At 68.3% G+C, this 25562-nt stretch carries 21 protein-coding genes and 1 tRNA gene; 6 read left to right on the top strand and 16 right to left on the bottom strand.

The window, feature by feature from the left end; genetic code table 11:
- Positions 1–15: 15 nt before the first annotated feature.
- Together V6S02_RS06570 and V6S02_RS06565 are read right to left on the bottom strand one after the other, a co-directional pair.
- The gene (locus V6S02_RS06570) at positions 16–462 is read right to left on the bottom strand and encodes a CHRD domain-containing protein (protein ID WP_124293256.1); all 447 of its coding nucleotides are present in this window, start codon (positions 460–462) and stop codon (positions 16–18) included.
- A gap of 209 nt (positions 463–671) precedes the next feature.
- The gene (locus V6S02_RS06565; RefSeq protein WP_336400272.1) at positions 672–1619 is read right to left on the bottom strand and encodes an SMP-30/gluconolactonase/LRE family protein; all 948 of its coding nucleotides are present in this window, start codon (positions 1617–1619) and stop codon (positions 672–674) included.
- 107 nt (positions 1620–1726) lie between these two features.
- On the opposite strand from V6S02_RS06565, the gene V6S02_RS06560 reads away from it, so the two are divergent.
- Together V6S02_RS06560 and V6S02_RS06555 are read left to right on the top strand one after the other, a co-directional pair.
- Positions 1727–2659, top strand: coding sequence for a pseudouridine-5'-phosphate glycosidase (locus V6S02_RS06560; protein ID WP_336400271.1), 933 nt, complete (start codon positions 1727–1729; stop codon positions 2657–2659).
- Positions 2659–3501, top strand: coding sequence for a carbohydrate kinase family protein (locus V6S02_RS06555; protein WP_336400270.1), 843 nt, complete (start codon positions 2659–2661; stop codon positions 3499–3501). Before V6S02_RS06560 ends, V6S02_RS06555 begins: the two co-directional genes overlap by 1 nt.
- A gap of 22 nt (positions 3502–3523) precedes the next feature.
- On the opposite strand, the gene V6S02_RS06550 is transcribed toward V6S02_RS06555, so the two are convergent.
- The 3 genes from V6S02_RS06550 to V6S02_RS06540 all read right to left on the bottom strand — a co-directional run bounded on the left by V6S02_RS06550 (position 3524) and on the right by V6S02_RS06540 (position 5156).
- The gene (locus V6S02_RS06550; RefSeq protein WP_336400269.1) at positions 3524–4003 is read right to left on the bottom strand and encodes an HAD-IA family hydrolase; all 480 of its coding nucleotides are present in this window, start codon (positions 4001–4003) and stop codon (positions 3524–3526) included.
- Positions 4004–4082: 79 nt separating this feature from the next.
- Positions 4083–4862: an SDR family oxidoreductase gene (locus tag V6S02_RS06545; protein WP_336400268.1), complete on the bottom strand. Its 780-nt coding sequence runs from the start codon at positions 4860–4862 to the stop codon at positions 4083–4085.
- Between the two features lie 30 nt (positions 4863–4892).
- Positions 4893–5156 (bottom strand): DUF6458 family protein, encoded by a 264-nt coding sequence (locus tag V6S02_RS06540; protein WP_124293250.1) that lies wholly within the window; start codon positions 5154–5156, stop codon positions 4893–4895.
- Between the two features lie 130 nt (positions 5157–5286).
- Between V6S02_RS06540 and V6S02_RS06535 the strand changes: the two genes are divergently transcribed.
- Positions 5287–5850 (top strand): dihydrofolate reductase family protein, encoded by a 564-nt coding sequence (locus tag V6S02_RS06535; protein WP_336400267.1) that lies wholly within the window; start codon positions 5287–5289, stop codon positions 5848–5850.
- A 12-nt stretch (positions 5851–5862) separates the two neighbouring features.
- Here the strand turns inward: V6S02_RS06535 and V6S02_RS06530 are convergent, their stop codons facing one another.
- The 5 genes from V6S02_RS06530 to polA all read right to left on the bottom strand — a co-directional run bounded on the left by V6S02_RS06530 (position 5863) and on the right by polA (position 13574).
- Positions 5863–6624: an SGNH/GDSL hydrolase family protein gene (locus tag V6S02_RS06530; protein ID WP_336400266.1), complete on the bottom strand. Its 762-nt coding sequence runs from the start codon at positions 6622–6624 to the stop codon at positions 5863–5865.
- Between the two features lie 19 nt (positions 6625–6643).
- Positions 6644–8005: an MFS transporter gene (locus tag V6S02_RS06525; protein WP_442927918.1), complete on the bottom strand. Its 1362-nt coding sequence runs from the start codon at positions 8003–8005 to the stop codon at positions 6644–6646.
- Between the two features lie 15 nt (positions 8006–8020).
- Entirely contained in the window at positions 8021–9091 is a 1071-nt protein-coding gene (locus tag V6S02_RS06520; RefSeq protein ID WP_336400264.1) for an LLM class flavin-dependent oxidoreductase, read from the bottom strand.
- 94 nt (positions 9092–9185) lie between these two features.
- On the bottom strand, positions 9186–10859 hold the full coding sequence (locus tag V6S02_RS06515) for a DUF885 domain-containing protein (protein WP_336400263.1): 1674 nt from the start codon (positions 10857–10859) through the stop codon (positions 9186–9188).
- A gap of 75 nt (positions 10860–10934) precedes the next feature.
- The gene (gene polA / locus V6S02_RS06510) at positions 10935–13574 is read right to left on the bottom strand and encodes a DNA polymerase I (protein ID WP_336400262.1); all 2640 of its coding nucleotides are present in this window, start codon (positions 13572–13574) and stop codon (positions 10935–10937) included.
- Positions 13575–13625: 51 nt separating this feature from the next.
- Between polA and V6S02_RS06505 the strand changes: the two genes are divergently transcribed.
- Positions 13626–14060: a hotdog fold thioesterase gene (locus V6S02_RS06505; protein WP_124293245.1), complete on the top strand. Its 435-nt coding sequence runs from the start codon at positions 13626–13628 to the stop codon at positions 14058–14060.
- Positions 14061–14067: 7 nt separating this feature from the next.
- Here V6S02_RS06505 and V6S02_RS06500 read toward each other — a convergent pair whose 3' ends face one another.
- Both V6S02_RS06500 and V6S02_RS06495 read right to left on the bottom strand, forming a co-directional pair.
- Positions 14068–14943: a class I SAM-dependent methyltransferase gene (locus tag V6S02_RS06500; RefSeq protein WP_336400261.1), complete on the bottom strand. Its 876-nt coding sequence runs from the start codon at positions 14941–14943 to the stop codon at positions 14068–14070.
- Positions 14940–15578 (bottom strand): ANTAR domain-containing response regulator, encoded by a 639-nt coding sequence (locus tag V6S02_RS06495; protein WP_124293243.1) that lies wholly within the window; start codon positions 15576–15578, stop codon positions 14940–14942. The genes V6S02_RS06500 and V6S02_RS06495 overlap by 4 nt, the downstream gene beginning before the upstream one ends.
- 90 nt (positions 15579–15668) lie before the next feature.
- Here V6S02_RS06495 and V6S02_RS06490 point away from each other — a divergent pair.
- A tRNA-Leu gene (locus tag V6S02_RS06490) sits at positions 15669–15754 on the top strand.
- A gap of 19 nt (positions 15755–15773) precedes the next feature.
- Here V6S02_RS06490 and V6S02_RS06485 read toward each other — a convergent pair.
- Complete coding sequence (locus V6S02_RS06485) at positions 15774–16166, bottom strand: SHOCT domain-containing protein (protein WP_336400260.1); 393 nt, start codon at positions 16164–16166, stop codon at positions 15774–15776.
- A 161-nt stretch (positions 16167–16327) separates the two neighbouring features.
- Between V6S02_RS06485 and V6S02_RS06480 the strand changes: the two genes are divergently transcribed.
- The gene (locus V6S02_RS06480) at positions 16328–17944 is read left to right on the top strand and encodes a RecQ family ATP-dependent DNA helicase (RefSeq protein ID WP_336400259.1); all 1617 of its coding nucleotides are present in this window, start codon (positions 16328–16330) and stop codon (positions 17942–17944) included.
- A 25-nt stretch (positions 17945–17969) separates the two neighbouring features.
- Here the strand turns inward: V6S02_RS06480 and pyk are convergent, their stop codons facing one another.
- The 3 genes from pyk to gltB are packed head-to-tail and all read right to left on the bottom strand — an operon-like array spanning position 17970 to position 25518.
- A complete protein-coding gene (gene pyk, locus V6S02_RS06475; protein ID WP_124293240.1) occupies positions 17970–19418 on the bottom strand; it encodes a pyruvate kinase in 1449 nt (482 codons plus the stop codon).
- 51 nt (positions 19419–19469) lie between these two features.
- Positions 19470–20936 carry a glutamate synthase subunit beta gene (locus V6S02_RS06470; protein WP_336400258.1) on the bottom strand — a complete coding sequence of 489 codons (1467 nt, stop codon included), beginning with the start codon at positions 20934–20936 and terminating at the stop codon, positions 19470–19472.
- Positions 20929–25518 carry a glutamate synthase large subunit gene (gene gltB, locus V6S02_RS06465; RefSeq protein WP_336400257.1) on the bottom strand — a complete coding sequence of 1530 codons (4590 nt, stop codon included), beginning with the start codon at positions 25516–25518 and terminating at the stop codon, positions 20929–20931. The genes V6S02_RS06470 and gltB overlap by 8 nt, the downstream gene beginning before the upstream one ends.
- Between the last annotated feature and the right edge of the window lie 44 nt (positions 25519–25562).

The following is a 25562-nucleotide window of genomic DNA, read 5'->3' as shown; positions in this document are numbered from 1 at the left end:
GTGTGCTGGAGCGGATCAGTCCAGCTGGCCTCGAACCGCCCCTCCGGGGTACTCCGCGTTGTGCACGTTGACGTAATAGTTCTCCGGGTCAGCGGCAAGAGCGGCGGCGAGATCCGGGTTGTAGACACAGCCTGATGAGTAGCCCTTCGTCGGGGCCGCGAGATCCTGCACCACCGGACCGGAGGCACCGGCGCCTCCGACATGGATGTGCGCTGCGGCCGCAGGCTGGATCCGCTGAACGAAGAGGTTGTAGCAGACCTCTCCGTCCTCGGTGTCCCAACGGACGAAGGCGAAGCCGCGCCCGTCCGGGTCACCCGGCCCCGGCACCTCCGCAGCGCCCGTGAGGCGGGTGAAGGAGAACGGTGTGAGGTCGGTCGGCTCGGATGCGGCAGCGGCCGTGGGGAGCGCCAATGCTCCCGCCAGTCCCAGTGCGGCAACTGATGCCAGAGTTCGTTTGCGCATGTCTGTTCCTTTCGGTTGTTCAGACTTTCCGTTTTTTCGTAGCGTGCGCCGAATCGGATGGGAACTGAGCGATTGCAGGGACGATGCCGGACAGTGCTCGATGCCATGGTGTGCCTTCGCCCGAAACCCCAGCCCCGATAATGCACATTATGTCAGTTCGAGCGTGACTGAGTCGATGTGGCGCTCGAAGTACGCTCCCCCGGGAAGATTCAGCGATCCACCCGCACCGCGTCGTAATCGGTCGTGGGTGTCGGCGGGGTACCGAACCGGGCGTTCGGCAGATAGAGATCCTGCCGGTACGCGGCCACCGTCGTCGGCACGCGGAATGCGTCGCTCGTGATGATGTTCTCGAGCGTGCCCGACCTGCCCTGGACGTCAAGGCGGAACTCTGCGACCTGATTCAGCCTGTTCTGCACGACGTAGAGCGTGCGGTTGACGACCAGCAGGCCGTCGCCGTTCACCAGCGAGTATCCGCCCAGATCGACCGCAGTGGCGACGCCCGACTCGGGGTCGACGCGGAAGAGGGTGCCCGTGGCCGACTGGACGACCAGCAGCGCCTGGCGATTCGGCGTCAGAGCGATGCCGTTGGCGTTGAAGCCCTTCTGCTGCACCCACTCCCCCGTGAGCGGCAGCGTGACGATCTCAGACGGGTCGGGCAGATCGCCCGATCGCGGGATCGGGAGGAAGTACAGCTCCGCCGCCGACGAGTTGGTGAACCACGCGCCATCTCGTGTCAGGACGACGTCGTTGATGAACCCACCGGGCGCCGTGAGCTGGAACCGCGCGAGCTCCGCGCCGGTCGCCGCATCGACGACGCGGGCGACGCCCGTGGGTCCGCCCGAGATGAACAGCCTTCCGCGCAGGTCGACCTTGAGTCCCGCGGCGGGGATGCCCGGACCCTCACTGATGACCGCGCCCTCGCCGGTGCGCACGTCGGCGGCGTAGATGTCTCCGTCGACGAGCGAGCCGAAATAGGCGGTTCCACGATTGTCGATCGCGATGCCCTCGGGCTGGAACCCGTCCGGAAGCGGGATCTGGTCGACCGCCCCACCGCGAGAGGCCGGTGGGGCCGCGACGGCATCGGTCACGGGAAGTGCGGTGAGAAGCCCCGCGACAGCGAGGGCGGGAAGGACGAGGGTGATGCGTCGGCGCGTCATGGGCCAAGGCTAGGGTCGGTTCAGGGCACTGCGGGCCGAGATGAGAAAGGTCTCAGAGATGCCGCGCCGCCTGATTGACTGGGCAGAGCCGTCGAACGGGAGACCTGATGCCCTCACCCCACCACACCCTCGGTCGAGTCGTCGTCGCGCCGGAGGTGAGCGACGCCGTCACCCGTGGCATTCCCGTTCTCGCGCTCGAGTCCACGATCTTCACCCACGGGCTCCCCCGACCCCGCAACCTCGAGGTCGCGCGGGAAGCCGAGGACCACCTCCGCCGCCGCGGCGTCGTTCCCGCGACCATCGGTGTCGTCGACGGGCGCCCGACCGTCGGCCTCTCCCCCACCGAGATCGAACGCCTCTCGAGCGAGGACGGGGTCGTCAAGGTGAGCCTTCGCGACCTCCCCGTCGCCGCCGCCAAAGGCTTGAGTGGAGGGACCACCGTCGCGGCAACCGCATTCCTCGCGAGCCGCGCAGGCATCCGCGTGTTCTCCACCGGTGGTCTCGGCGGTGTCCACCGTGACGCGCAGCAGACCTTCGACGAATCGGCCGACCTGCCGACTCTCGCGGGCCTCCCCCTCGTCGTGGTGAGCGCGGGGGTCAAATCAATCCTCGACATTCCGTTGACCCTTGAGCGTATGGAGACCCTCAACCTCACCGTCGTGGGGTACCGCACCACCGACTACCCGGGGTTCTACATCGCCGACTCGGGGCTCGACATCGAGTACTCCGCCGACTCCGCCGGCGAGATCGCCGACATCGCCCGAGCCCGCGACGCGCTCGGGATCGTCTCGACCCTTCTCGTCGCACGTCCCGTCGACGCCGACCATCAGCTGCCGCCCGATCTGCACGACGCCGTCCTGGCCCGCGCGCTCGATGCCGCCGCAGCAGCCGGAGTCACGGGCCACGACACCACGCCGTTCCTGCTGGACTACATGCAGCGCGAGACCGGGGGCCGGAGCCTCGACGTCAACGTCGAGGTGTACCGCGGCAATGTCGCGCTCGGCGCGGAGATTGCCGCCGCGTTGGCCGGCGCCGACTGATGCTGACGGTCATCGGAGATCTCCTCGCCGACATCGTCGTGCTCGGCGCCTCGGCACTCGAGCGCGGCACCGACAACCCGGTGACGATCACCCACACCCGGGGCGGCAGCGCGGCCAACGTCGCGGCGGCGGCCGCGCCCGCGACATCCGTCCGTTTCATCGGCAGGGTCGGATCGGATGCCGAGGGCGAGGCGCTCGTCCACGATCTCGAACGTTCGGGGGCTGAGGTGCGCGTGCAGCGAGCCGGGCGCACCGGGTCGATCGTCATCCTCGTCGACGAATCCGCCGAGCGGACGATGCTCACCGACCGCGGGGCGGCGGCGGAACTCGGTCCGATCGATCCCGGATGGCTGGAGGGCACCCGCTGGCTGCACCTCCCGCTCTACGGCTTCTCCGACGCGCTCTCTCGAGCGGCTCTGCTCGCCGCTTCGGCGTGGGCGCGAGAGCGGCATGTGCCGCTCAGCCTGGACGTGTCGAGTGTGGCGACGATGCGGACGCTGGGGCGCGAGGCGCTCAGCGATCTGCTCCTGCGCCTTTCTCCCGCCGTGGTCTTCGCCAACGCCGAGGAAGCGGTTCTTCTCGACGCGTCGGACGTCGTGCTGCCCGGCCGGACGGTGTTCGTCGTCAAGCGCGGTGCGGAGCCGGTTCAGCTCCGCCAGGACCGCGGCCTTGAGGAGGTTCCGGTCGACCGCGTCGACGGGGTGCTCGACAGCACCGGCGCCGGAGACGCGTTCGCCGCCGGGTACATCGTCGCCGCGCTGCGCGGTGACGAACCCGCCGCATGCGCGGTCTCCGGGTGCGCCTTCGCGCGGGAAGCGCTGCTGCGGCCGGGGGCGCTGTAACTCGCGCATGCGGTCGCTGGCCTCACCGGGTCAGCGCACGGTCCAGGTGGGTGGCATCGACGTAGAGATGCGTCCTAAACCCGACGCCCGCAGCAGCACGGACGTTGGCTTCCGAATCGTCAACGAAGAAGCATTCGGCGGGATAGGCGTCCAGGGTTTCCGCGACGGCGACGAAGGCCCCATCGGCCGGCTTGGCCAGACCCAGCGTGCTGGAGTTGAAGACGACGTCGAACTCGCCGGACAGGCGCAGACGGTCGAGGTCCGCGTCCAGCCGGGTCGTGGCATTGCTGAAGAGAGCAATGGTGCGGCGTCCTCGTTCCCGCCGAAGCAGGTGCAGCACCTCGTCATCCACACGACCGGCCGGCAACGACCACTGCGCGACGGCGCGCCGCCCACGGGGTCCGAACGATGCTTCAAGCTCGCGTGCGATCTGCTCCCGCCACTCCTCGTCGGTGATCTCACCAGTGACGGCGCGGTGCAGGCGGGAAACGTCGTCGAACACGGCCTCACGGAGCCGACCCGCCGGGAGACCGTGCGCCGCCTCGGCATCCTTGATGATCGGGGTGGCTCGCCGCAGCGATCTAGCCGGTGGCGAACCCGCCGTTGACCTTCAGCAGCTGCCCATTGATCCACGACCCCTCCGGCGAGAGGAGGAAGCGGACGGTGTTGGCGATGTCGTCGGGTGTACCGAGACGCCCCGCCGGGGTCGCGTCGAACGTCCACCGCCGGATGTCGTCATCCATCCAGCCCGTATCGATCGGGCCGGGGTTGATGACATTGGCCCGCACGCCTCGATCGCCCAGCTCGACGGCCGCTGCGATGACGATCCGATCGAGTGCGCCCTTGCTCGCGCCGTAGGGAAGGTTGTGAGCGGTGTGATCACTCGTCAGGGCGATGATCGACCCCGCGACCTCTCCGGGCGAAGCGCTCTGCGGCAACCGTTCGGCGAAGGCCTTGATGAGAAGCCAGGTCGCCCGGGCATTGACGGCGAAGTGGCGGTCGAAGCTCTCGACATCCGTCGTCAGGATCGAGCTGTCGACGGACTCGCAGTGCGACATCACGAGCGCACGAAGCGGTCCCCCGGCAGCGGCCTCGTCCACCACTCGCTCCGGGACCGCAGGATCGGAGAGATCGCCGCGGACGACGGTGACGGAGACGCCGTGCGCCCGGCACGCGTCTGCGATGTCGAGAGGATCGGATGCCCCGCGTTCAAGCCCCACGCGCTGGTCATACTCGTCCCAGTGGTTCAGAACGAGGTTCCACCCGTCCCGGGCGAGACCGAGTGCGAGGCCTGCGCCGATCGAGCGGCGCCGGCCGACGCCGGTGATGAGGGCGGTACCCGGCGGAGGCGTGGGGCTCATCGTTCGAGCCTACGGTCCGCCGGGTGAGCGTCAGAGTCCCGCGGCGTCGTCGGGACGGCTGGTCGACTGCCGGGTGACGCGCTCGTTGGTCGCCGGGTCGACCGTGGTGCGGCTCACCGATTCGGTGTTGCGGCGACGCGCGAGGAGCACGATGCCGATGAGGAACACGAGGGCACCGGCACCCATCAGGATGTAACCGATCATGTCGAGGTTGATCCACTCGACCTGCACGTTGACGGCGAAGGCCAGGATGGCTCCGATGGCGAAGAGTGCGATACCAGCACCGATACTCATGGGTCTCCCCTTTCCGGGTATGCGAGGGCGTTGCCCACCCAACACTGTGGACTGTCTGAGACCAGGGGCGCACCCTCTTGACAGGACGAGACGCATGCGGCATGTCGGAGGCACGACATAGGCTTCGGAGATGACTCCGGTGATCTTCCACACATCGACGACACTCAATGGATTCCTGGCCGACGACAGCGACTCGCTGGAATGGCTCTTCGCCACACCAGGGGCGGACGAGGCCGAACAGGACTTCTCGGCATTCCTCGAGACCGTCGGCGTGCTCGTCATGGGATCGACGACCTATGAGTGGGTCGTGGAGCACGAGGACCTGCTCGCCCACCCGGAGAAATGGACGGAGATCTACGGCGGCCGGGTGACATGGGTCTTCACGTCGCGAGCGCTCCCCCGCGTCGCCGGCGCGGACGTGAGGTTCGCCACCGGCGCGGTCTCCTCTGAGTGGCCCCAGATCCAGGCGGCCGCAGCGGAACGCGCGGTCTGGATCGTCGGCGGCGGCGACCTCGCGGGCCAGTTCGCCGACGCGGGACTGCTGTCCGAGATCCGGGTGTCGATCGCCCCTGCCACCCTTCCGTCCGGGCGCCCCCTCCTCCCGAGACGGATCGGGCCCGACAGGCTCCACCTCGAATCGGTGGCACGCGCGGGCCAGTTCGCCGAGCTGCGCTATACGGTCAGGCCGACCTGAGCGGCGCTCGCGTCACCCCGATGCCGGCGCGAGGGTCACCCAGTCCGCGTACTTCGGTGCTCGACCGTCACCGGACGACGTGCCGGTCAATCGCCGACGCACCCACGGACCGAGATGCTCGCGGTAGTAGTCGCGGCGCCCCAGCTGCCCGAACTCCAGCTCGGGTAGCGACCACCACTGTTCCGGTGGCGTCAGACCCAGCGCCGTCAGCACCCGAGCTGCGACGCGATGATGACCCCGGCTGTTCATGTGCAGCCGGTCGGGCGACCAGAACGGCGGCGCCGACAAGTCGCGGTCGGGCCAATTCAGTGCGCGGATGACATCGGGACGATCCTGAACTCGCCCGACGACGGCGATCGACAGGAGGTCACCGCGCCTTTGGATGACGCGACTGAGCGGAAGCTGTGGCGAGGGATTCGCTCCGGACAGGAGGATGAGCCGCACGCCCTCCTCGTCGCACCGCCGGAGAACCTGGCTGAACGCGTCCGCGATGCCACGGATCGACGTCCGCGGTCGGAGCATGTCGTTGCCGCCGCCGTTGAACGACAGGTGCGTGGGTTTCAAGGCCAGCGCGGGTTCGAGCTGCTCCTCGACGATCGGCCAGACGAGTTTCCCGCGGATCGCGAGGTTGGCGTACTGGATCGGCTGCTCGGTCGCATCCGCCCAGCCCTGGGCTGCGAGGTCGGCCCACCCCCGGGTGCGTCCGTCGGGAAGCTCGTCGCCGACGCCCTCCGTGAACGAATCCCCGATCGCGACATAGCGCACTGCAGCCATCAGACCACCCTACAAACGCTCAGCGGTCATCCAAGGCACGGCCTCGCCGGTCGGAGAGACCCCACGCACCGGCCGCCGCGATCGCGAAGAACGCTGCGAACACGACGAAGAGCACCGGAGCTCCCCCGAGTGCCAGGAGCGGTGGTACAGCGAGCGGGGCGATGATCGACGCGATCCGGCCGACTCCCGCCGCCCACCCCGCGCCCGTCGCGCGCACCGAGGTGGGATACGTCTCCGGAGTGATCGCGTACAGCGCGCCCCACGCGCCCAGGTTGAAGAAGGACAGGGCCATTCCCGTCGCGATCACCGTCGCCTCGCTCGTCGCCGTGCCGAACAGCACCGCCGCGACGGCGGAGCCGACGAGGAAGACCGACAGCGTCGCACGACGGCCCCAGACCTCGATCAACCAGGCCGCCGCGGCGTACCCCGGCAGCTGGGCAAGGGTGATGATGAGGGTGAACCCGAAAGAGCGGACGAGGTCGTACCCCTGCGCGACCAGGATCGACGGGATCCAGATGAAGGCACCGTAGTAGCTGAAGTTCACGCAGAACCACACCAGCCAAAGGCACACGGTGCGAAGACGGAACTCGGGGCTCCACAGAGCCGCGACGCCGGCGCGCACCCTGCTCCCCTCGACCGTCGCCGTCGGCGCCGGCGTCGGCGGAGTCGCGGCCGTCGGAGTCCCCCCGCGCGGGAAGAGGGCCGGCGACGTCTCGAAAGAGCGGACCACCGCCTCCGCGTCGCCGGCTCGACCCCGGCGCTCCAGCCAGCGCGCCGACTCCGGGAGCCCCCACCGAACCACCAGGGCGTACGCCGCGGGGACCGCGCCGAGCGCGAAGGCCCAGCGCCACCCGTCCTCGGATGCCGGGATCACGAAGAATCCGATCAGCGCCGCCGCGGTCCATCCGACCGCCCAGAAGGCCTCGAGGATGACGATGACCCGGCCCCGGATCCGCGCGGGGGCGAGTTCGCTCACATACGTCGAAGCGACGGGGAGTTCGGCTCCGAGGCCCAGACCGACGATGAAACGGAGCACCAGCAGCGCCGCCACGCCTCCGACCAATGCGCTGGCACCGGTGGCGAGACCGTAGACGAGCAGAGTGACGGCGAAGACCGAGCGACGCCCGATGCGATCGGCGAGGAGCCCCCCGAGGCTCGCGCCGACGGCCATGCCGAGGAACCCGGCGGAGGCGATGAGCGAAGCCTCCGTCCCGGTCAGGCTCCACTGCTGGGCGAGAACCGCGATGACGAAGGAGATGAGCCCCACATCCATCGCGTCCAGCGCCCACCCCACCCCGGATCCGGTGAGGACCCGGAGGTGCCTGCGGGTGAAGGGAAGACCGTCGAGACGGTCGCTGACCGACTCGGGTGCGGTGCGGATGCTCACGCAGTCATGTTAGGGCGCTGCCGTCGTCGCCGGTTCCGGCGCGGAATCCAGCGCCTGCGCCTCTGCGACCAGCTCGCGCACGCGCGGGATCACCTGCGTTCCGAACAGCTCGATCGAGCGCATGAGCTTTTCGTGACCGAGCGTGCCGTTGGAGTACTTCAGGTCGAACCGGTCGAGCCCGAGAGTGAGCACCGTCTCGGCGATCTTGCGAGCGACACGCTCGGGTGAGCCGGCGTAGATGGCACCCTCGCCGACATCCTGCTGGAAGCGGAGCCGGTTGTACGGCGGCCATCCGCGCTCGCGCCCGATCGTCGAGAACATGACGTCGAAAGCGGGGTACGCCTCCTCCCACGCCTGCTCGTCGGTGTCGGCGATATGACCGGGCGAGTGCACCCCGATCGGCCGCGACTCGTGTCCGAAGGATGTCAGCGACCGGCGGAACAGCTCGGCGTACGGGGCGAAGCGCGCGGCGGGTCCGCCGATGATGGCGAGCATGAGACCGAAGCCGTACCGCGCGGTGCGCACGACCGACTCGGGAGAGCCGCCCACACCGACCCACGCCGGCATTCCGCCTTCGGTCTTGGGGAACACGTCCACGTTCGACAGACCGCGACGCGTCGTGCCCTCCCAGGTGACCGGCCGCTCGGTGAGCAGCTGGGCGAACAGCTCGAGCTTCTCTTCGAAGAGCACCTCGTAGTCCTTCAGCTCATAGCCGAAGAGCGGGAACGACTCGGTGAAAGAGCCGCGCCCGAGGATGGGCTCGGCGCGACCGTTCGAGAGGGCGTCCAGGGTGGCGAAGCGCTGGTAGACCCGCACCGGCTCGTCGGACGACAGCACCGTCACCGCCGTTCCGAGACGGATGTCGCGTGTCCGCGACGCGATCGCGGCGAGAACCACCTCGGGGCTCGACACGGCGTACTCGCGGCGGTGGTGCTCCCCCACGCCGAAGAACGAGATGCCCACCTCGTCGGCGAGCACCGCCTGGTCGACGAGGTTGCGCAGGGTCTGCGCCTGCGACAGCTCGTGGCCGTCCGCGTCGACGGTGACGTCCCCGAAGGTGTGGAGTCCGAACTCGATCATGATCGCCCTTTCTCTGCGGCCCCGGAGGGACCTATTCAGACGAATAGAACACCGTGGCTCCCAGACTATTCCTTCGGGGACGTCGCCGCACCTGTCAGCGCGCGAGCGCGGTGCGGAGGGTGTCCAGGCCCACGCCGCCGATGTCGAGCGCCTTCTTGTGGAATGCCTTGAGGTCGGCGTGTGCGCCGTTCGCCTCGCGATAGTCGTCGCGCAGCTGCTCCCAGATGCGCTGTCCCACCTTGTACGACGGTGCCTGCCCGGGCCAGCCGAGGTAGCGGTTCACCTCGAAGGTGACGAACTCGTCGGGCATGTTGACATTGCGACGCATGAACTCCAACGCGAACGGGGCGTCCCACGTCCCTTCGCCATCGGGGCGCTGCTTCTCGAGGTGCACGCCGATGTCGAGCACGACGCGCGCGGCGCGCATCCGCTGACCGTCGAGCATGCCGAGTCGATCGGCCGGGTCATCGAGGTATCCCAACTGCTCCATGAGGCGTTCGGCGTACAGCGCCCATCCTTCGGCGTGGCCCGAAGGGCCGGCCAGCAGCCGACGCCACGAGTTCAGCTGCGCGCGGTTGTACACCGCCTGCGCGATCTGAAGATGGTGGCCTGGCACGCCTTCGTGGTACACCGTCGTGAGCTCGCGCCAGGTGTCGAACTCCGTGACACCCTCCGGCACCGACCACCACATGCGTCCGGGACGGGAGAAGTCGTCGGTGGGGCCGGTGTAATAGATGCCGCCCTCGTTCGTAGGCGCGATCATGCATTCCAGGCGACGGATCGGCTCGGCGATGTCGAAATGCGTCTTGCCGAGCTCAGCGACGGCGCGGTCGCTGGTCTCCTGCATCCACTTCTGCAGCGCCTCTGTGCCGTGGAGCTTCCGCGACGGATCCTCCTCCAGGAACGCCACGGCTTCCTCCACCGACGCGCCCGGCTTGATCTCACCGGCGATCTGCTCCTGCTCGGCGACCATGCGCGCGAGTTCCTCGACGCCCCATTCATAGGTCTCGTCGAGGTCGATCGTGGCGCCGAGGAATCGGCGCGACATCAGCGCGTACACCTCCCGACCGACGGCGTCCTTCTCGGTCGCCACCGGGGCGAGTTCACCGGAGAGGAACGATGCCAGTTCGTCGTACGCGACGCGTGCGGCACCGGCGCGGTCGGACAGTTCACGGGCGAGGGATGCCGGAAGCTGACCCTCGGCAGGAGCGGCGTTGCCGACGAAAGTCGTGAAGAACCCCCCATCGGCGGTGTAGCGGGCGATCTGGGTCGCGACCTCGACCACCTGGCGGCGAGCGGGAACCATCCCCTGCGCGATCCCCTCGCGGAGAGTGGAGATGTATCCGCGCACGGCCTCGGGGAGGGCGGACATCCGCTCGCTGACGACCGACCAGTCCTCGGCGCTGTCTGTCGGCATGAGGTCGAACACCGCTCGGATGTCCTGAGCGGGAGAGGCGATCACGTTGAGGTCGCGCAGGTGCCACTTCGCCTCGTCGAGCTCGATCTGCAGGTCGAGCTCGCGGGTGAGATCTTCCTTCGTCACGGCGTCGATGTCGTCGGCGGGGGTCGCGCTCGCTAGAGCTGCGCGCACCTTCTTCGCCTCTTCAATCACGCGGGCCTGACCCTCGGGCGAGTAGTCGCCGTAGCGGTGGTTGTGCTCGGATCGACCGATGTACGTCGCCAGCGACGGATCGAGTTCGGCCAGGGTGTCGACCCACGCCTCGGCGATCGTGTCGATCGGCGTGGGGGTGCGGGATGCGTCTGTCATACCTCCGAGCCTAGGCACCCCGCTCGCTCGAGCGCCAACACCGCGGCGGTGCGCCGCGACCGATGGGGCGCCCGGTCAGTGGCCGGCGGCGTTCCAGTCGGCGCCGCGGCCGATCTGCACGTCCAGCGGAACGGTCAGCTCCGCCGCATCCGCCATCCGCTCCCGGACGATGCGCTCGGCGGCGTCCCACTCCCCCGGCGCCACCTCGACGACGAGTTCGTCGTGGATCTGCAGGAGAACACGCGAGGCGAGCCCTTGTGACGTGAGGTCATCGTGGATGCGGAACAGGGCGACCTTCATGATGTCGGCGGCACTGCCCTGGATCGGCGCATTCAAAGCCGCCCGCTCGGCGTTCTCACGCAGCACTCGATTGGGGCTGTTGAGGTCGGGGAACGGCCGCCGGCGGCCGAAGATCGTCTCGGTGTAGCCGTCGATGCGGGCCTTCTCGACAGACGTGCGCAGGTAGTCGCGCACGGCGCCGAACCGCGCGAAGTACTCGAGCATGAGCTCCCGCGCTTCGGCCTGCTCGATCCGCAGCTGCTTGGACAGCCCGAACGCCGACAGACCGTACACCAGGCCATAGGACATCGCCTTGACCTTCGTCCGCATTGCGGGGGTGACGTCTTCGGGTGCGACACCGAAGACCCGCGCACCCACGAACCGGTGGGTGTCCTCCCCTGAGTTGAACGCCTCGATCAGGCCGGGATCTTCGGACAGGTGCGCCATGATGCGCATCTCGATCTGCGAGTAGTCGGCGGTCAGCAGCGCCTCGTAGCCGTCACCGACCTCGAACGCCGACCGGATGCGGCGGCTCTCCTCCGTGCGGATCGGGATGTTCTGGAGGTTGGGGTCGGTGCTCGAAAGCCGCCCCGTCTGCGACCCCGTTTGAAGGTAGGTGGTGCGGATGCGCCCATCGGCACCGATCGCGGTGTCGAGCGATTCGATGATCTGGCGGAGTTTGGTCGCCTCGCGATGCTGGAGCAGGAGGTTCAGGAACGGATGCGGGTGGGATTCCTGCAGATCGGCGAGCACCGCGGCATCCGTGGAATATCCGGTCTTGGTCTTGCGGGTCTTCGGCAGCTGGAGCTCTTCGAAGAGCACCTCCTGCAGCTGCTTCGGCGACCCGAGGTTGACCTCGCGTCCGATCGCGGCGTAGGCCTCCTGGGCGATCCGGTCGGCTCGGTCGCCCAGCTCGCCCGAGAACTCCGACAGCTTCGCGTGCGAGACCGCCACTCCGGCGAGCTCCATGTCGGCAAGGGTCTGCAGCGTCGGCAGCTCGATGTCGGTCAGGACCGAGAGGACGGATGCCGCGAGCTGCGAGCGCTGCGCCTCGGCGACGCGCAGCGTGAACCACGACAGCTGCCCCGGGGTCGCGCCCTCGGTCTCGGGGACGAGCTGAGCGGGGTCGGACTCGGGGAGCTTCTCGCCCAGGAAACGATCGGTGAGGTCGGCGAGGGACTTGTCGGGGAAGCTCGGGCGCAGGAGCCAGCCCGCCAGGATCGTGTCGAAGGCGAGTCCGCCGAGGCGGATCCCCTCGCGGCGGAGCGCCTTGACCTGCGGCTTGGCGTCGGTGAGCACCTTCGGAGACTCCGAGAGCAGCCACGGGGTGAGAGCGGCGGCGATCTCTTCGGACCAGGTCGCCTCGACGGCGGCGTCGATTGTGGCGAGCCCGATGCGACGCGGTCGCCCGTTCTCGGCGATGAACGTCAATGCCACATCACCCGACGCCTCGTCGACCCAGGCTGCCAGACTCGCCGAGTCGGGCTCGGAGGGGGTCGGCGCCGTGGCGGTGGGGACGGCGGCCTGTGCCGACATGGCCTGATCGACGCCCGCCGCCTCGAAGACCCGGGGCAGGAGCGTACGGAACTCCAGCTGCGCGAAGATCTCGCGGACGGCCTGCGCATCGATCGGCCGCACCGCGAGGTCAGCGGGGCCGACCGGGAGATCGACGTCGGTCAGGAGTGCGTTCAGCTGTCGGTTGCGGCGTACGTCGTCGAGATGCTCACGGAGGTTGTTCCCCACCACCCCGGTCACCTTGTCGGCCTGGGTGAGAAGGTCATCGAGCGATCCGAACTGCTTCAGCCACTTCACCGCCGTCTTCTCACCCACCTTCGGCACGCCGGGAAGGTTGTCGCTGGTCTCGCCGACGAGAGCCGCGACATCGGGGTACATCGCCGGCTCGACGCCGTAGCGCTCGCGGACAGCCTCGGAGTCGTAGCGCTTGAGCTGCGAGACGCCCTGCACATTCGGGTACAGGAGCGTGATGTCGTCGGTGACCAGCTGGATCGTGTCGCGGTCTCCGGAGCAGACGAGGACGTGGAAGCCCTCTGCCGCTCCACGCGTGGCGAGCGTTGCGAGGATGTCGTCGGCTTCGATGTCCTCCTGCTCCAGCACCGGGATGCTCATCGCCGCGAGGCACTCCTTGAGCAGCGGGATCTGTCCCTGGAATTCCTTGGGGGTCTCGGAGCGGTTGGCCTTGTACTCGGCGTACTGCCGCGTACGGAACGACTGACGCGAGGTGTCGAAGGCGACAGCGAGGTGCGTGGGCTTCTCAGCCTTGATGAGGTTGATGAGCATCGCCAGGAACCCGTAGATCCCGTTGGTGTGCTGCCCGTCCTTGGTGGAGAAATTGTCGACGGGGAGGGCGTAGAACGCCCGGTAGGCCAGCGAGTGGCCGTCCACGACGAGGAGGGTAGGCTTTGCGGAGTCCGTCACCCTGACAGCCTAGACGCGGGGTGAGACACCCCCCGAGCCAGGAACCCGCCGATGACCGACACCGTCGACACCGATGCCGATGAGCTCTCCTGGGCCGAGGCGCGGGGCATCGGGGCGCTCGCCGAGAAGATGGGCTTCGAGTGGCTTGAGTTCACCGCTGCGCGGTGCGCGGCACGGATGCCGGTGGCGGGCAACACCCAGCCGGTGGGACTCTTCCACGGCGGCGCGTACGTGGTGCTCGGTGAGTCGCTCGGCTCGATGCACGCCAACTTCCACGCCGGGCCCGGGCGCCTCGCGGTCGGCGTGGACATCAACGCGACGCACACCCGATCCGCGACCTCCGGTTTCGTGACCGGAGTCTGCACGCCCCTGCACCTCGGTCGGAGCGTCACCGTGCACGAGATCGTCGTGACCGACGATGAGGGACGCCGCTGCTCGACGGTGCGGATCACCAATCACATCAAGGACGTGGCCGCCCGCAGCTGACACCCTCTCAGGCGGGTTTGCGCGCGATGATCGTGAAGGTCGCCGGAATGCGATCGCGGACGCCCTCGGGCCACATCCATCCGTGGTCCACGGGCACCATTCGCCCGCTGAACCGCCAGGGGAGCACTCGTCCCTCGTCGAGCTTCTCGATCTGCAACCCGGCGGAGATGAGGGAGTTGATCGTCTCGGAGAGGGGATGAGGCCACTCGTAGGTTCGCGAGTGGGCGACCTTGCCGTCACCGGCGTAGGTGGAGTCGTCATCCCACATCTGCGCCGTGCCGTCTGCGAAGTAGCGGTGCCGCACCAGATCGTCGTCGCCATCCTCGTCGATCGTGTAGAGCATCGGATGCCCGTCGCGGATGTAGAACAGCCCGCCCGGACGCAGCAGGGCCGCGATCTGCATCGCCCAGCGATCGAGGTCGCGAAGCCAGCCGATCGTTCCCACGCTGGTGTAGACGATGTCGAAATCGCCGCTCACGTGCGTTCGGGCTTCGAGCACGTCGCCGAGGACCCAGGTCACATCGACACCCGCGCGTTCCGCCAGACGCGCCGCGACCTCGAGGGCACGGTCGCTGAAGTCCAGCGCCGTCACCCGCGCACCGGCTCGGGCGAGTGACACGGTGTCCGTACCGATGTGGCACTGGAGGTGACAGAGATCCTTGCCGCGCAGCGTGCCGACGAACGGCAGGAGCGCCGCCAGATCGTCGCTGGCGACCTCCGATAGATGCTCCGGGTCGTCGAAGGCCTCCAGTCCGTAGGCCTCCTCGTGAAGCGCGGCCCGGTCCTGCCAATTGGCGAGATTGAACGCGCGCGCGTCCTCCCAGGCGATCGCGACTCCGTCCGCGTGTGCGACGACAGCGTCCGTGGGAGGCTCGGTGGTCACTTCTTGGGGGCGAGCTGCTCGATGATCGCCTTGGCGACATCCTGCATCGTCAGGCGACGGTCCATCGACGCCTTCTGGATCCAGCGGAACGCCTCGGGCTCGGTGAGGCCCATCTTCTCGTTCAGGAGACCCTTCGCCCGGTCGACGAGCTTGCGGGTCTCGAAGCGCTCGACCATGTCGGCGACCTCGGCCTCGAGCGTGATGATCTGCTCGTGACGGGCCAGAGCGATCTCGATGGCAGGAAGCAGATCGTTCGGGGTGAAGGGCTTGACGACATAGGCCAGCGCGCCGGCCTCGCTCGCGCGCTCGACGAGCTCCTTCTGGCTGAAGGCGGTGAGCAGCACCACGGGGGCGATGTGGTTCTTGCTGAGCTTCTCGGCGGCGCTGATGCCGTCGAGCTGCGGCATCTTGACATCCATGATCACGAGGTCGGGGCGCAGCTCGGTGGCCAGTTGCACGGCGGTCTCGCCGTCGCCGGCCTCTCCGACGACATCGAAGCCGTTGTCGCGAAGGATCTCGACGATGTCGAGGCGGATGAGCGACTCATCCTCGGCGACGACGACCCGGCGAGGGGCGGATGCGGCGGCCTGCTCTTGCCCGGACTGCTCTTGCCCGGCGCGCTCTGACTCAGTCACCCCGCAATCCTACGGCTTCCCGCATGCGGGCCCGCAATCGGGTCCGCTCGCTGCGATAGGGTCGAGGGCGGACGCGGCCGCTGGCCGCGAGCCGGTGTGGCGGAATGGCAGACGCGACCGACTCAAACTCGGTTGCCCGAAAGGGCGTGTGGGTTCGACTCCCACCACCGGCACCACGCCCGGCGCGACGCCGGCTCACGCGCCGTAGAACTGGTGGCCGAGGGCCTTGCTCTTCAACGCCTCGAACTCGCCCGCGGTGATGACCCCCGAATCGAGCAGCTGCTTGGCCTTGGCGATGTCGTCCGCAGGGCTGGCTGACGGCGCGGGCCGGTAGTCGTCGTTCTCGGCCACTGCTCGAGGTGACGCCGCCTGAGCGCGCTCCGCCATTCCCCGACCCCGGGCGATGATGTAGACCAACGCGGTCAGAAGCGGCACGAAGACCAGAGCGATGATCCACAGTGCCTTGAACCAGCCGTTGAGCTGATGGTCGCGGAACAGGTCGGTGATGATGACGATCACGACGTAGAGGTAGGCGACGAAATAGAACGCCCACAGCATGAGCCAGATCAGATCGGTGATGTAGGGCATGTCGCTCCTCGCCTCGAGGGATGGCCTCAGCGTAGCGACCACGTGGTCCGAGCGGGAGAGGCGTGGGCAGAGTGCTCGATCACCGGTTGTCAATCCCCCGAGGGGTGGCGGACGGCGAGTGGCAGGATGATCCGGCCCCCGGGAAGGACACGATGCAGAGAATGTCGATCGCTCGCGCCGCGCGCGAGCTCTATGGGTGGGAAGACCTTCGGGAAGGGCAGGAGGAAGCCGTCAGCGCACTGCTGGCGGGCCGGGACGTCGTCACCGTCCTTCCCACGGGTGCAGGAAAGTCCGCGGTCTACCAGCTCGCGGGAGCCTTGCGGGACGGCATGACGATCGTCGTCTCCCCTCTCATCGCCCTCCAGGCCGATCAGCTCGCCGGTCTCTCCGAGACTCCGCGCGCGCCCCGCGGCGCCATGCTGAATTCGTCGATCGGAGAGCGCGCCACCGAGGAACTCTGGCAGTCCGTCCGGGCCGGGAAGGTGGAATTCCTCTTCCTGGCCCCGGAACAACTCGCCAAGGACGATGTCCTCGACCGGCTGTCGAACCTGACGATCGGCCTGTTCGTCGTGGACGAAGCGCACTGCGTCGCGAGCTGGGGGCACGACTTCCGTCCCGATTATCTCGGTCTCGGCGGGGTGCGCGAGCGACTGGGGCACCCTCCCACCGTCGCGCTGACCGCGACGGCTGCGGCACCCGTTCGCGAGGAGATCGTCGAGCGCCTCCGGCTGACAGATCCGCTTCTCGTGGTTCGAGGTGTCGATCGACCGAACATCGATCTGGATGTCCGGAGGTTCGCGCTGGAGGCCGAGAAGGACCGGGAGATCATCGAGGTGATCCCGACGCTCCCTCCGCCGGGGCTGGTCTACACCTCGACCCGACGCGCTGCGGAGGAGCTGACGTCCCGTCTGCGCGAACAGGGTGTTCGCGCAGAGACCTATCACGCCGGGCTCCCCTCGCGCGAGCGCCGACGAACGCACGAGCAGTTCCTGCACGGGGAGATCGACGTCGTCGTCGCGACCAACGCGTTCGGAATGGGCATCGACAAACCCGACGTGCGCTTCGTCGCGCATGCCGCCGTTCCCGAGTCGCTGGATGCTTACACGCAGGAGACCGGACGCGCGGGAAGAGACGGGGAACCCGCGCAGGCGGTGCTGTTCTACCGATCCGAGGACCTGGGAATCCGCAAGTACTTCGCCGCGCGATCCGTCGATACCGGGGCCGTCAGCCGGGTCTACCGGACCCTCGTGAAGGCGGATGCGCCGGTCGGGATCCGGGCGCTCGCCGAGACCCTGACTCTCTCGACGCGGCGCGTCACCGGGCTCGTGAACCTCCTCGTGGAAGCGGGAGTGGTCGGTGTCGACCGCAACGGCGCGACGGTCATCGCCGTGCGACGACCGAAGGAGGCAGCAGCACTGGCGCGGGAGGCCGCCGACCGTCGGCAGCGGATCGAGCAGTCACGCCTGGACGTCATGCGCCGGTATGCCGAGACCAGAGGGTGCCGCCGGCGGGTGCTCTTGAGCTACTTCGGGGACGACGGCTCGGAGTCCTGTCGCAGCTGCGACACCTGTCGAAGCGGCACGGCCGAGGAGGAGGTGTTCGTCATCGCAGACGCACCCTTCCCCACCGGGTGCGAGGTCGAACACGCCGAATGGGGACGCGGGAGCGTCGTGGACGTCGAGGACGACCGGCTCACTGTCTTCTTCGGGGAGCAGGGCTACAAGGTCCTTCAGTCGGCCGCCGTCGAAGAGAGAGACCTCCTCACGCGCGTCGCGTGAGGAGGTCTCTGCGTCACGTGGTGCGTCAGTCCCGCGTCTGATAGATCGGGGCCGCACCGTGCACGGCATCGCCGACCTTGTGGATGCGGATGTCGTTGGTCGAACCCACGATCCCGGGAGGCGACCCGGAGATCACGACGACCTTGTCGCCGACCTTGGCCAGGTCGTTCGCGAGGAGATAGTCGTCGACCTGGATGAACATGCGGTCGGTGTGCGGGACGTGCTCGACGAGCGTCGAGCGGATCCCCCACGTGATCGCCATGCGACGACGGATCGCCGGCTCGGGCGTGAATCCGATCATGGGGATCTTCGGACGCAGACGCGACATGCGGCGCGCGGTATCCCCGGACTCGGTGAAGATGCAGAGGAACTTCGCCTCGACGAAGTCGGCCACCTCCATCGCGGCGAGGGTGATGGCACCCCCCTGGGTCCGCGGCTTCGTGGTCAGCGGCGCGATGCGCTCGAGTCCGTGATCCTCGGTCGACTCGACGATGCGCGCCATGGTCTCGACGACCTTCACGGGGTAGTCCCCGACACTGGTCTCGCCCGAGAGCATGACGGCGTCGGCACCGTCGAGAACGGCGTTGGCGACGTCGCTGGTCTCGGCGCGTGTGGGCACCGGGTTGTTGATCATCGATTCCAGCATCTGGGTGGCGACGATGACGGGCTTGGCCATCCGACGGCACAGCTCGACGGCCCGCTTCTGGACGATCGGCACCGCCTCCAGAGGCAGCTCCACGCCGAGGTCGCCACGGGCGACCATGATGCCGTCGAAGGCGTCGATGATCTCCTCGAGATTGTCCACCGCCTGCGGCTTCTCGATCTTGGCGATCACGGGAACGCGGCGTCCCTCCTCGGCCATGATCACGTGCACGCGCTGGATGTCCTTGGCGTTTCGCACGAACGAAAGGGCGATGAAGTCCGCGCCGATCCGCAGACCCCAGCGGAGGTCGGCCTCATCCTTCTCCGACAGCGCGGGGACGTTCACCGCCACACCCGGCAGGTTGATCCCCTTGTTGTTCGACACTGTCCCGGCGACGATGACACGCGTCGTCACGACCGAGCCCTCGACCTCGACGACCTCGACGCGCACCTTGCCGTCGTCGATCAGGAGGAAGTCGCCGGGCTTGACGTCACCGGGAAGCCCCTTGAAGGTCGTCGAGACGAGCTCCTTCGTCCCCGGGACATCCTCCGTGGTGATCTTGAAGATGTCGCCTTCGGCGAGCTCGTGCGGGCCGTCCGCGAAGCGGCCGAGGCGGATCTTCGGCCCCTGCAGGTCGACCAGCACCGCCACCGGGCGACCCGCGTCGTCAGCGGCCTTGCGGACATTGGCGAAGTTGGCCTCGTGTACGGAGTAGTCGCCGTGACTGAGGTTCAGCCGGGCGATGTCCACTCCGGCATCGATGATCGCGCGGACCATGTCATAAGAGGAAGTGGCAGGACCCAAAGTGGCGACGATCTTGGCGCGTCTCATCCGTGTATGAACTCCGAGTGATGGGGGAAATGGCGAAGGGCCGGGGCAAGCCTACGCGGGCTGCAGCCCGATGGCGACATCGTTCGGGTGAACGGGCGCCGGCAGGTCGGTGCTGCCCATGAGGTACTCGTCGACCGCCGCGGCCGCCGCGCGACCCTCGGCGATGGCCCAGACGATGAGCGATTGACCGCGCCCCGCGTCGCCGGCGACGAACACCCCAGGAGCGGATGTCTGGTAGACCGCGTCGCGCTCGATGCTGCCCCGCGGACCGAACTGCGTGCCGAGCTGATCGGCCAGGTGCGCGTGCTCGGGGCCGGTGAAGCCCATGGCGATCAGCACGAGGTCGGCGGGGATCTCGCGCTCCGTGCCCGACTTCGGCACGCGTCGGCCATCGCGGTACTCGGTCTCGGCGACGCGCAGCGCGCGGACCTCGCCGACGGCGTTCGCGAGGAACTCGACGGTGGACGCGAGGTACTGACGCTCACCGCCCTCCTCGTGCGCGGAAGCGATCTCGAACAGGTTCGGCATCATCGGCCAGGGCTGGTCCTCGGGGCGCTCCTCGGGCGGCTGCTTGCCGATCGCGAGGTTGGTCACGCTCAGGGCGCCCTGCCGGTGGGCGGTGCCGATGCAGTCGGCTCCCGTGTCGCCGCCGCCGATCACGACGACGTGCTTGCCCTCCGCGGTGATCTGGTTGGACACCGCGTCGCCCGCCACCGCCTTGTTCGATTCGACGAGGTACTCCATCGCGAAGTGCACGCCCGCGTGATCGCGACCGGGGATCGCGAGGTCGCGCGGCACCGTCGCCCCCGTGGCGATGACGACGGCGTCGTACCGCGCGCGCAGATCGCTCCACGAGATGTCCACGCCGATCTCGACACCGGCGCGGAACCGGGTGCCCTCGTCGCGCATCTGACGAAGACGCGCCTCGAGATGGCGCTTCTCCATTTTGAAGTCGGGGATGCCGTAGCGGAGCAGCCCACCGATGCGGTCGTCACGCTCGTAGACCGCCACGGTGTGACCGGCTCGGGTGAGCTGCTGCGCGGCGGCGAGGCCGGCCGGACCCGATCCGACGACGGCGACCGTCTTGCCGGTCAGACGCGCGGGGGGCTCGGGCTCGACCCAGCCCTGCGAGAACGCCTCGTCGATGATCGAGACCTCGACCTGCTTGATCGTCACCGGAGGCTGGTTGATGCCCAGAACGCACGAGCTCTCGCACGGCGCGGGGCAGAGCCGGCCCGTGAACTCCGGGAAGTTGTTCGTCGCGTGAAGGCGCTCGATCGCCGCGCGCCCCTCGCCCCGCCACACCAGGTCGTTCCATTCCGGGATGAGGTTTCCCAGCGGGCATCCCTTGTGGCAGAACGGCACGCCGCAGTCCATGCATCGACCGGCCTGCCGCCGGAGAACGGCCGAGTCCCCCGGCTCATAGACCTCTTTCCAGTCCATGATCCGCACCGGGATGGGGCGGCGAGGCGGCAGCTCCCGCTCGGTCACCTTCAGAAAGCCTTTGGGGTCAGCCACCCGTCACCTCCAGGATGCGGCTCCATACGACGTCGCCGTCGGGATCGAGTCCTTCGTCGAGCGCCTCCTGCCGGGTCTGCAGGACAGCGGCGTAATCGCGCGGGACGACACGGACGAAGTTCTGCGCCTCGCGCTCGAAGTCGTCGAGCAGGCGCTGCGCCAGTTCGGATCCGGTCTCGGTGACATGCTGTTCGAGCAGGTCGCGGAGCATCTCGACGTCACCCGCGCCGAGCTCGCCGAGAACGAGCTCGCCCGACGCGATCGCCTCCCGGTTGACGAGCTTCCGGTCGAGCCGGTAGATGTACGCGGTTCCCCCCGACATCCCGGCACCGAGGTTGCGTCCGGTCTCGCCCAGGATGACGGCGAGGCCTCCGGTCATGTACTCGAGGGCATGATCGCCCACGCCCTCGACGACCGCGGTCGCGCCGGAGTTGCGGACGAGGAACCGCTCCCCCACGACGCCCCGGAGGAACATCGTGCCCTGGGTGGCCCCGTAGCCGATGACGTTGCCGGCGATGACGTTCTTCGACGCGTCGAACGACGCTCCGCGCGGCGGGCGGATCACGATCTGGCCCCCGGACAGGCCCTTGCCGACGTAGTCGTTGGAGTCGCCCTCGAGACGCAGCGTGATCCCCGCCGGCATGAATGCGCCGAGAGATTGACCGGCCGAGCCGGTGAGGTTGACGGTGATCGATCCCGAGGGCAGACCGTTCTCCCCTCGTGCACGGGTGACGTGATGCCCGAGGAGCGTGCCGACGGCGCGCTCGGTGTTGCGGATGGGCAGATCGATCGTCACAGACCCGCCGCGCTCGATCACGTCGCGGGCTCGCTCGATGAGCACCGTGTCGAAGTGCTCCTCGAGCTCGTGCAGCTGGGCGCGACCGTGGCGCCGCGGCTCGTCTTCGGCGAAGTTCGGTCCGTGGAGGACGGGCGTGAGGTCGAGGCCACTGGCCTTCCAGTGCTCGATCGCGCCGTTCAGGTCGAGCATCTCGGTGCGGCCGATGGCCTCGTCGAGAGAGCGGAACCCCAGCTCCGCGAGGTACTCGCGCACCTCCTGGGCGACGAACTCCATGAAGTTCACCACGAACTCCGGCTTGCCGTTGAAACGTGCCCGCAGCGTCGGGTTCTGCGTCGCGACGCCCACCGGACAGGTGTCGAGGTGGCACACGCGCATCATGATGCAGCCCGAGACCACGAGCGGTGCGGTGGCGAAGCCGAACTCCTCCGCGCCCAGGAGGGCGCCGATGATGACATCGCGCCCGGTCTTGAGCTGACCGTCGACCTGCACCACCACGCGATCGCGCATCCCGTTGAGCATGAGCGTCTGCTGCGTCTCGGCCAGCCCCAGCTCCCACGGGGTGCCCGCGTGCTTGAGCGAGTTGAGCGGGCTCGCGCCCGTACCTCCATCGTGCCCCGAGACGAGGATGACGTCGGCCAGCGCCTTGGCCGTGCCCGCCGCGACCGCGCCGATCCCCGACTGGCTCACGAGCTTGACGTGGATCCGGGCGCCGGGGTTGGAGCGCTTCAGGTCGAAGATGAGCTGCTTGAGGTCTTCGATCGAGTAGATGTCGTGGTGGGGCGGTGGCGAGATGAGCCCGACGCCTGCGGTGGCGTGGCGCGTGCGCGCGACCCACGGGTACACCTTCGCCGGAGGGAGCTGTCCACCCTCGCCGGGCTTGGCGCCCTGGGCCAGCTTGATCTGGATGTCGTCGGCCTCGGTCAGGTAGAGACTCGTGACCCCGAACCGTCCCGATGCGACCTGCTTGATCGAGCTGCGCCGCACCGGGTCGAGCAGGCGCTCGACGTCCTCGCCGCCCTCACCGGTGTTCGATCGACCGCCGATGCGGTTCATCGCGATCGCGAGGGTCTCGTGCGCCTCCTGGGAGATCGAGCCGTAGCTCATCGCTCCGGTCTGGAAGCGCTTCACGATCGCCGATACGGGCTCGACCTCGTCGATGGGCACCGGGGGGCGCACCCCCGACCGCAGCTGGAACAGCCCACGAAGGGTCTTGAGCTCGGCCGCCTGATCGTCGACCAGCTTCGTGTATTCGCGGAAGATGTCGTACCGCCGCGTGCGCGTCGCATGCTGCAGACGGAACACGGTGTCGGGGTTGAAGAGGTGCGGCGATCCGTCACGGCGCCACTGGTACTCGCCCCCGGTCCACAGCCGCTCGTGCGCACGCACCGCGGCGTCTTCGGGATACGCGTAGGCGTGGCGTGCGGCGTTCTCGGCGGCGATGACGTCGAGCCCGACGCCCCCGAGCTTGGTCTCGGTTCCCGTGAAGTAGGTGTCCACGAGCTCCTGCGACAGCCCGACGGCCTCGAAGACCTGGGCGCCGGCGTAGGACGACACGGTGGAGATGCCCATCTTCGACATGATCTTCAGCACGCCCTTGCCGAGGGCGTAGATGAGGTTCTTCACCGCCTTCTCGGGGGTGACGCCGGTGATGTAACCCGCGCGGACGAGGTATTCGACCGTCTCCATCGCCAGGTAGGGGTTCACCGCCGACGCACCGTAGCCGATGAGGGTGGCGATGTGGTGCACCTCGCGCACGTCACCGGCTTCGACGACGAGACCGACCTTCATGCGGGTCTCACGTCGGATGAGGTGATGGTGGACGGCAGCCAGCATGAGCAGCGACGGGATCGGTGCGAGGTCTTTGTTGGAGTCGCGGTCGCTGAGCACGATGAGCTCCGCGCCGTCCTCGATCGCCTGGTCGACCTCGGTGCACATCTGCTCGAGCCGCTTGCGCATGCCCTTGTGCCCGGCCTCGACGCGATAGAGACCTCGGATCGTCACCGACGACCGATCGGGCAGTGCCGTGTCGATGTGCTGGATCTTCGCGAGCTCGTCGTTGTCGATCACGGGGAAGTCGAGCATCACCGTGCGGGCGTGGTCCGGTCCCCACGACAGCAGGTTGCGCTCGGGCCCGAGCCCCAGCGACAGGGAGGTGACGACCTCTTCGCGGATCGAGTCCAGCGGCGGGTTGGTGACCTGCGCGAACTGCTGGACGAAGTAGTCGAACAGCAGGCGCGGCCGGTCGCTGAGGACGGCGACCGGGGTGTCGCTGCCCATCGCGCCGAGCGGCTCGGCGCCGTTCTGGCCCATCGGGGTCAGGAGGATCCGCACCTCCTCCTCGGTGTAGCCGAACGTGCGCTGACGACGGGTGATCGAGGCGATCGGGTGGACGATGTGCTCGCGCTCGGGCAGATCGGCCAGGCGCACGCGCCCCGCATTCAGCCACTCCTGCCAGGGATGCATGGTCGCGAGGTCGCGCTTGATCTCGTCGTCCTCCACGATGCGTCCGGCCTCGGTGTCGACGAGGAACATCCGGCCCGGGCGCAACCGGCCCCGACGCTTGATGCGCTCGGGGGCGATGTCGAGGACCCCGGTCTCACTGCCGATCACGACGAAGCCGTCGGTCGTCTCCGTCCAGCGTCCCGGACGCAGGCCGTTGCGGTCGAGCGTCGCACCCACGAGCGTGCCGTCGGTGAAGATCAGCGCCGCGGGGCCGTCCCACGGCTCCATCTGATTCGCGTGGTAGTCGTAGAACGCCCGGAGATCGGGGGCGATGTCGGCCTGCTTCTCGTAGGCCTCGGGCACCATCATCATCACCGCGTGCGGAAGGCTCCGGCCGGTCAGCGTCAGCAGCTCGAGAACCTCGTCGAACGACGCGGAGTCACTGGAGCCGACGGTGCAGATCGGCAGCAGTGGACGGATGTCGCCGAGGAGCTCCGACTCCAGCTGCGACTGCCGCGCCCGCATCCAGTTGCGGTTGCCCTTGACGGTGTTGATCTCGCCGTTGTGCGCGAGCATCCGCAGCGGCTGCGCAAGCGGCCAGGAGGGGAAGGTGTTGGTGGAGTACCGGGAGTGCACGACGGCGAGCTCGGAGGCGAAGCGCTCATCCTGGAGGTCGGGATAGAACGGCTCGAGCTGGAGCGTGGTGACCATGCCCTTGTAGCCGATGGTGCGTGCCGACAGCGAGACGAAGTAGGCGTCGAGCTCGTGTCGGGCGCGCTTGCGCATCCGATAGGTGCGCCGGTCCAGATCGATGCCCGACAGCGCCGGCGCATCGCCTTCACCGGGACGGGATACGAAGATCTGCTCGAAGGCGGGGCGCGCCTCGAAGGCCAGCTTCCCCAGGTGCTCCTCGGCGACCGGCACGTCGCGCCAGCCGAGCACGACGAGGTTCTCGCCGGCGGCGATCCGTTCGATGCCGGCTTTCTGCTCGGCTCGTGCCTCCTCGTCGCGCGGCAGGAAGACCATGCCCGCCGCGTACTCCCCCATCGGGGGCAGGTCGAAGTCGACGACCTCGCGGAAGAAGGCGTCGGGCATCTGGGTGAGGATGCCGGCTCCGTCTCCGGTGCCCGCATCCGAACCGATCGCACCGCGGTGCTCGAGGTTCCGCAGCGCCGTCAGGGCCAGGTCGATGATGTCGTGGCCCGGTTCGCCTCGGAGCGTCGCGACCATCGCCAACCCGCAGGCGTCCTTCTCGAATGCCGGGTTGTACATGCCCTGGCGGGCGGGGAAGCCACCGCCCACCACCGACGTGGAGGTGCTGCTGCCGGAACTCGCGGCCATGCGTACCGTCCTCACATTGATGCTCAAGATGGGACGACGTCGGC

This window comes from Microbacterium sp. CCNWLW134 (genome assembly GCF_037083565.1).
GTDB lineage: Bacteria > Actinomycetota > Actinomycetes > Actinomycetales > Microbacteriaceae > Microbacterium.
Note: the sequence above shows the minus strand (reverse complement) of the source record. Positions and strands in the feature narration are given on the sequence as shown.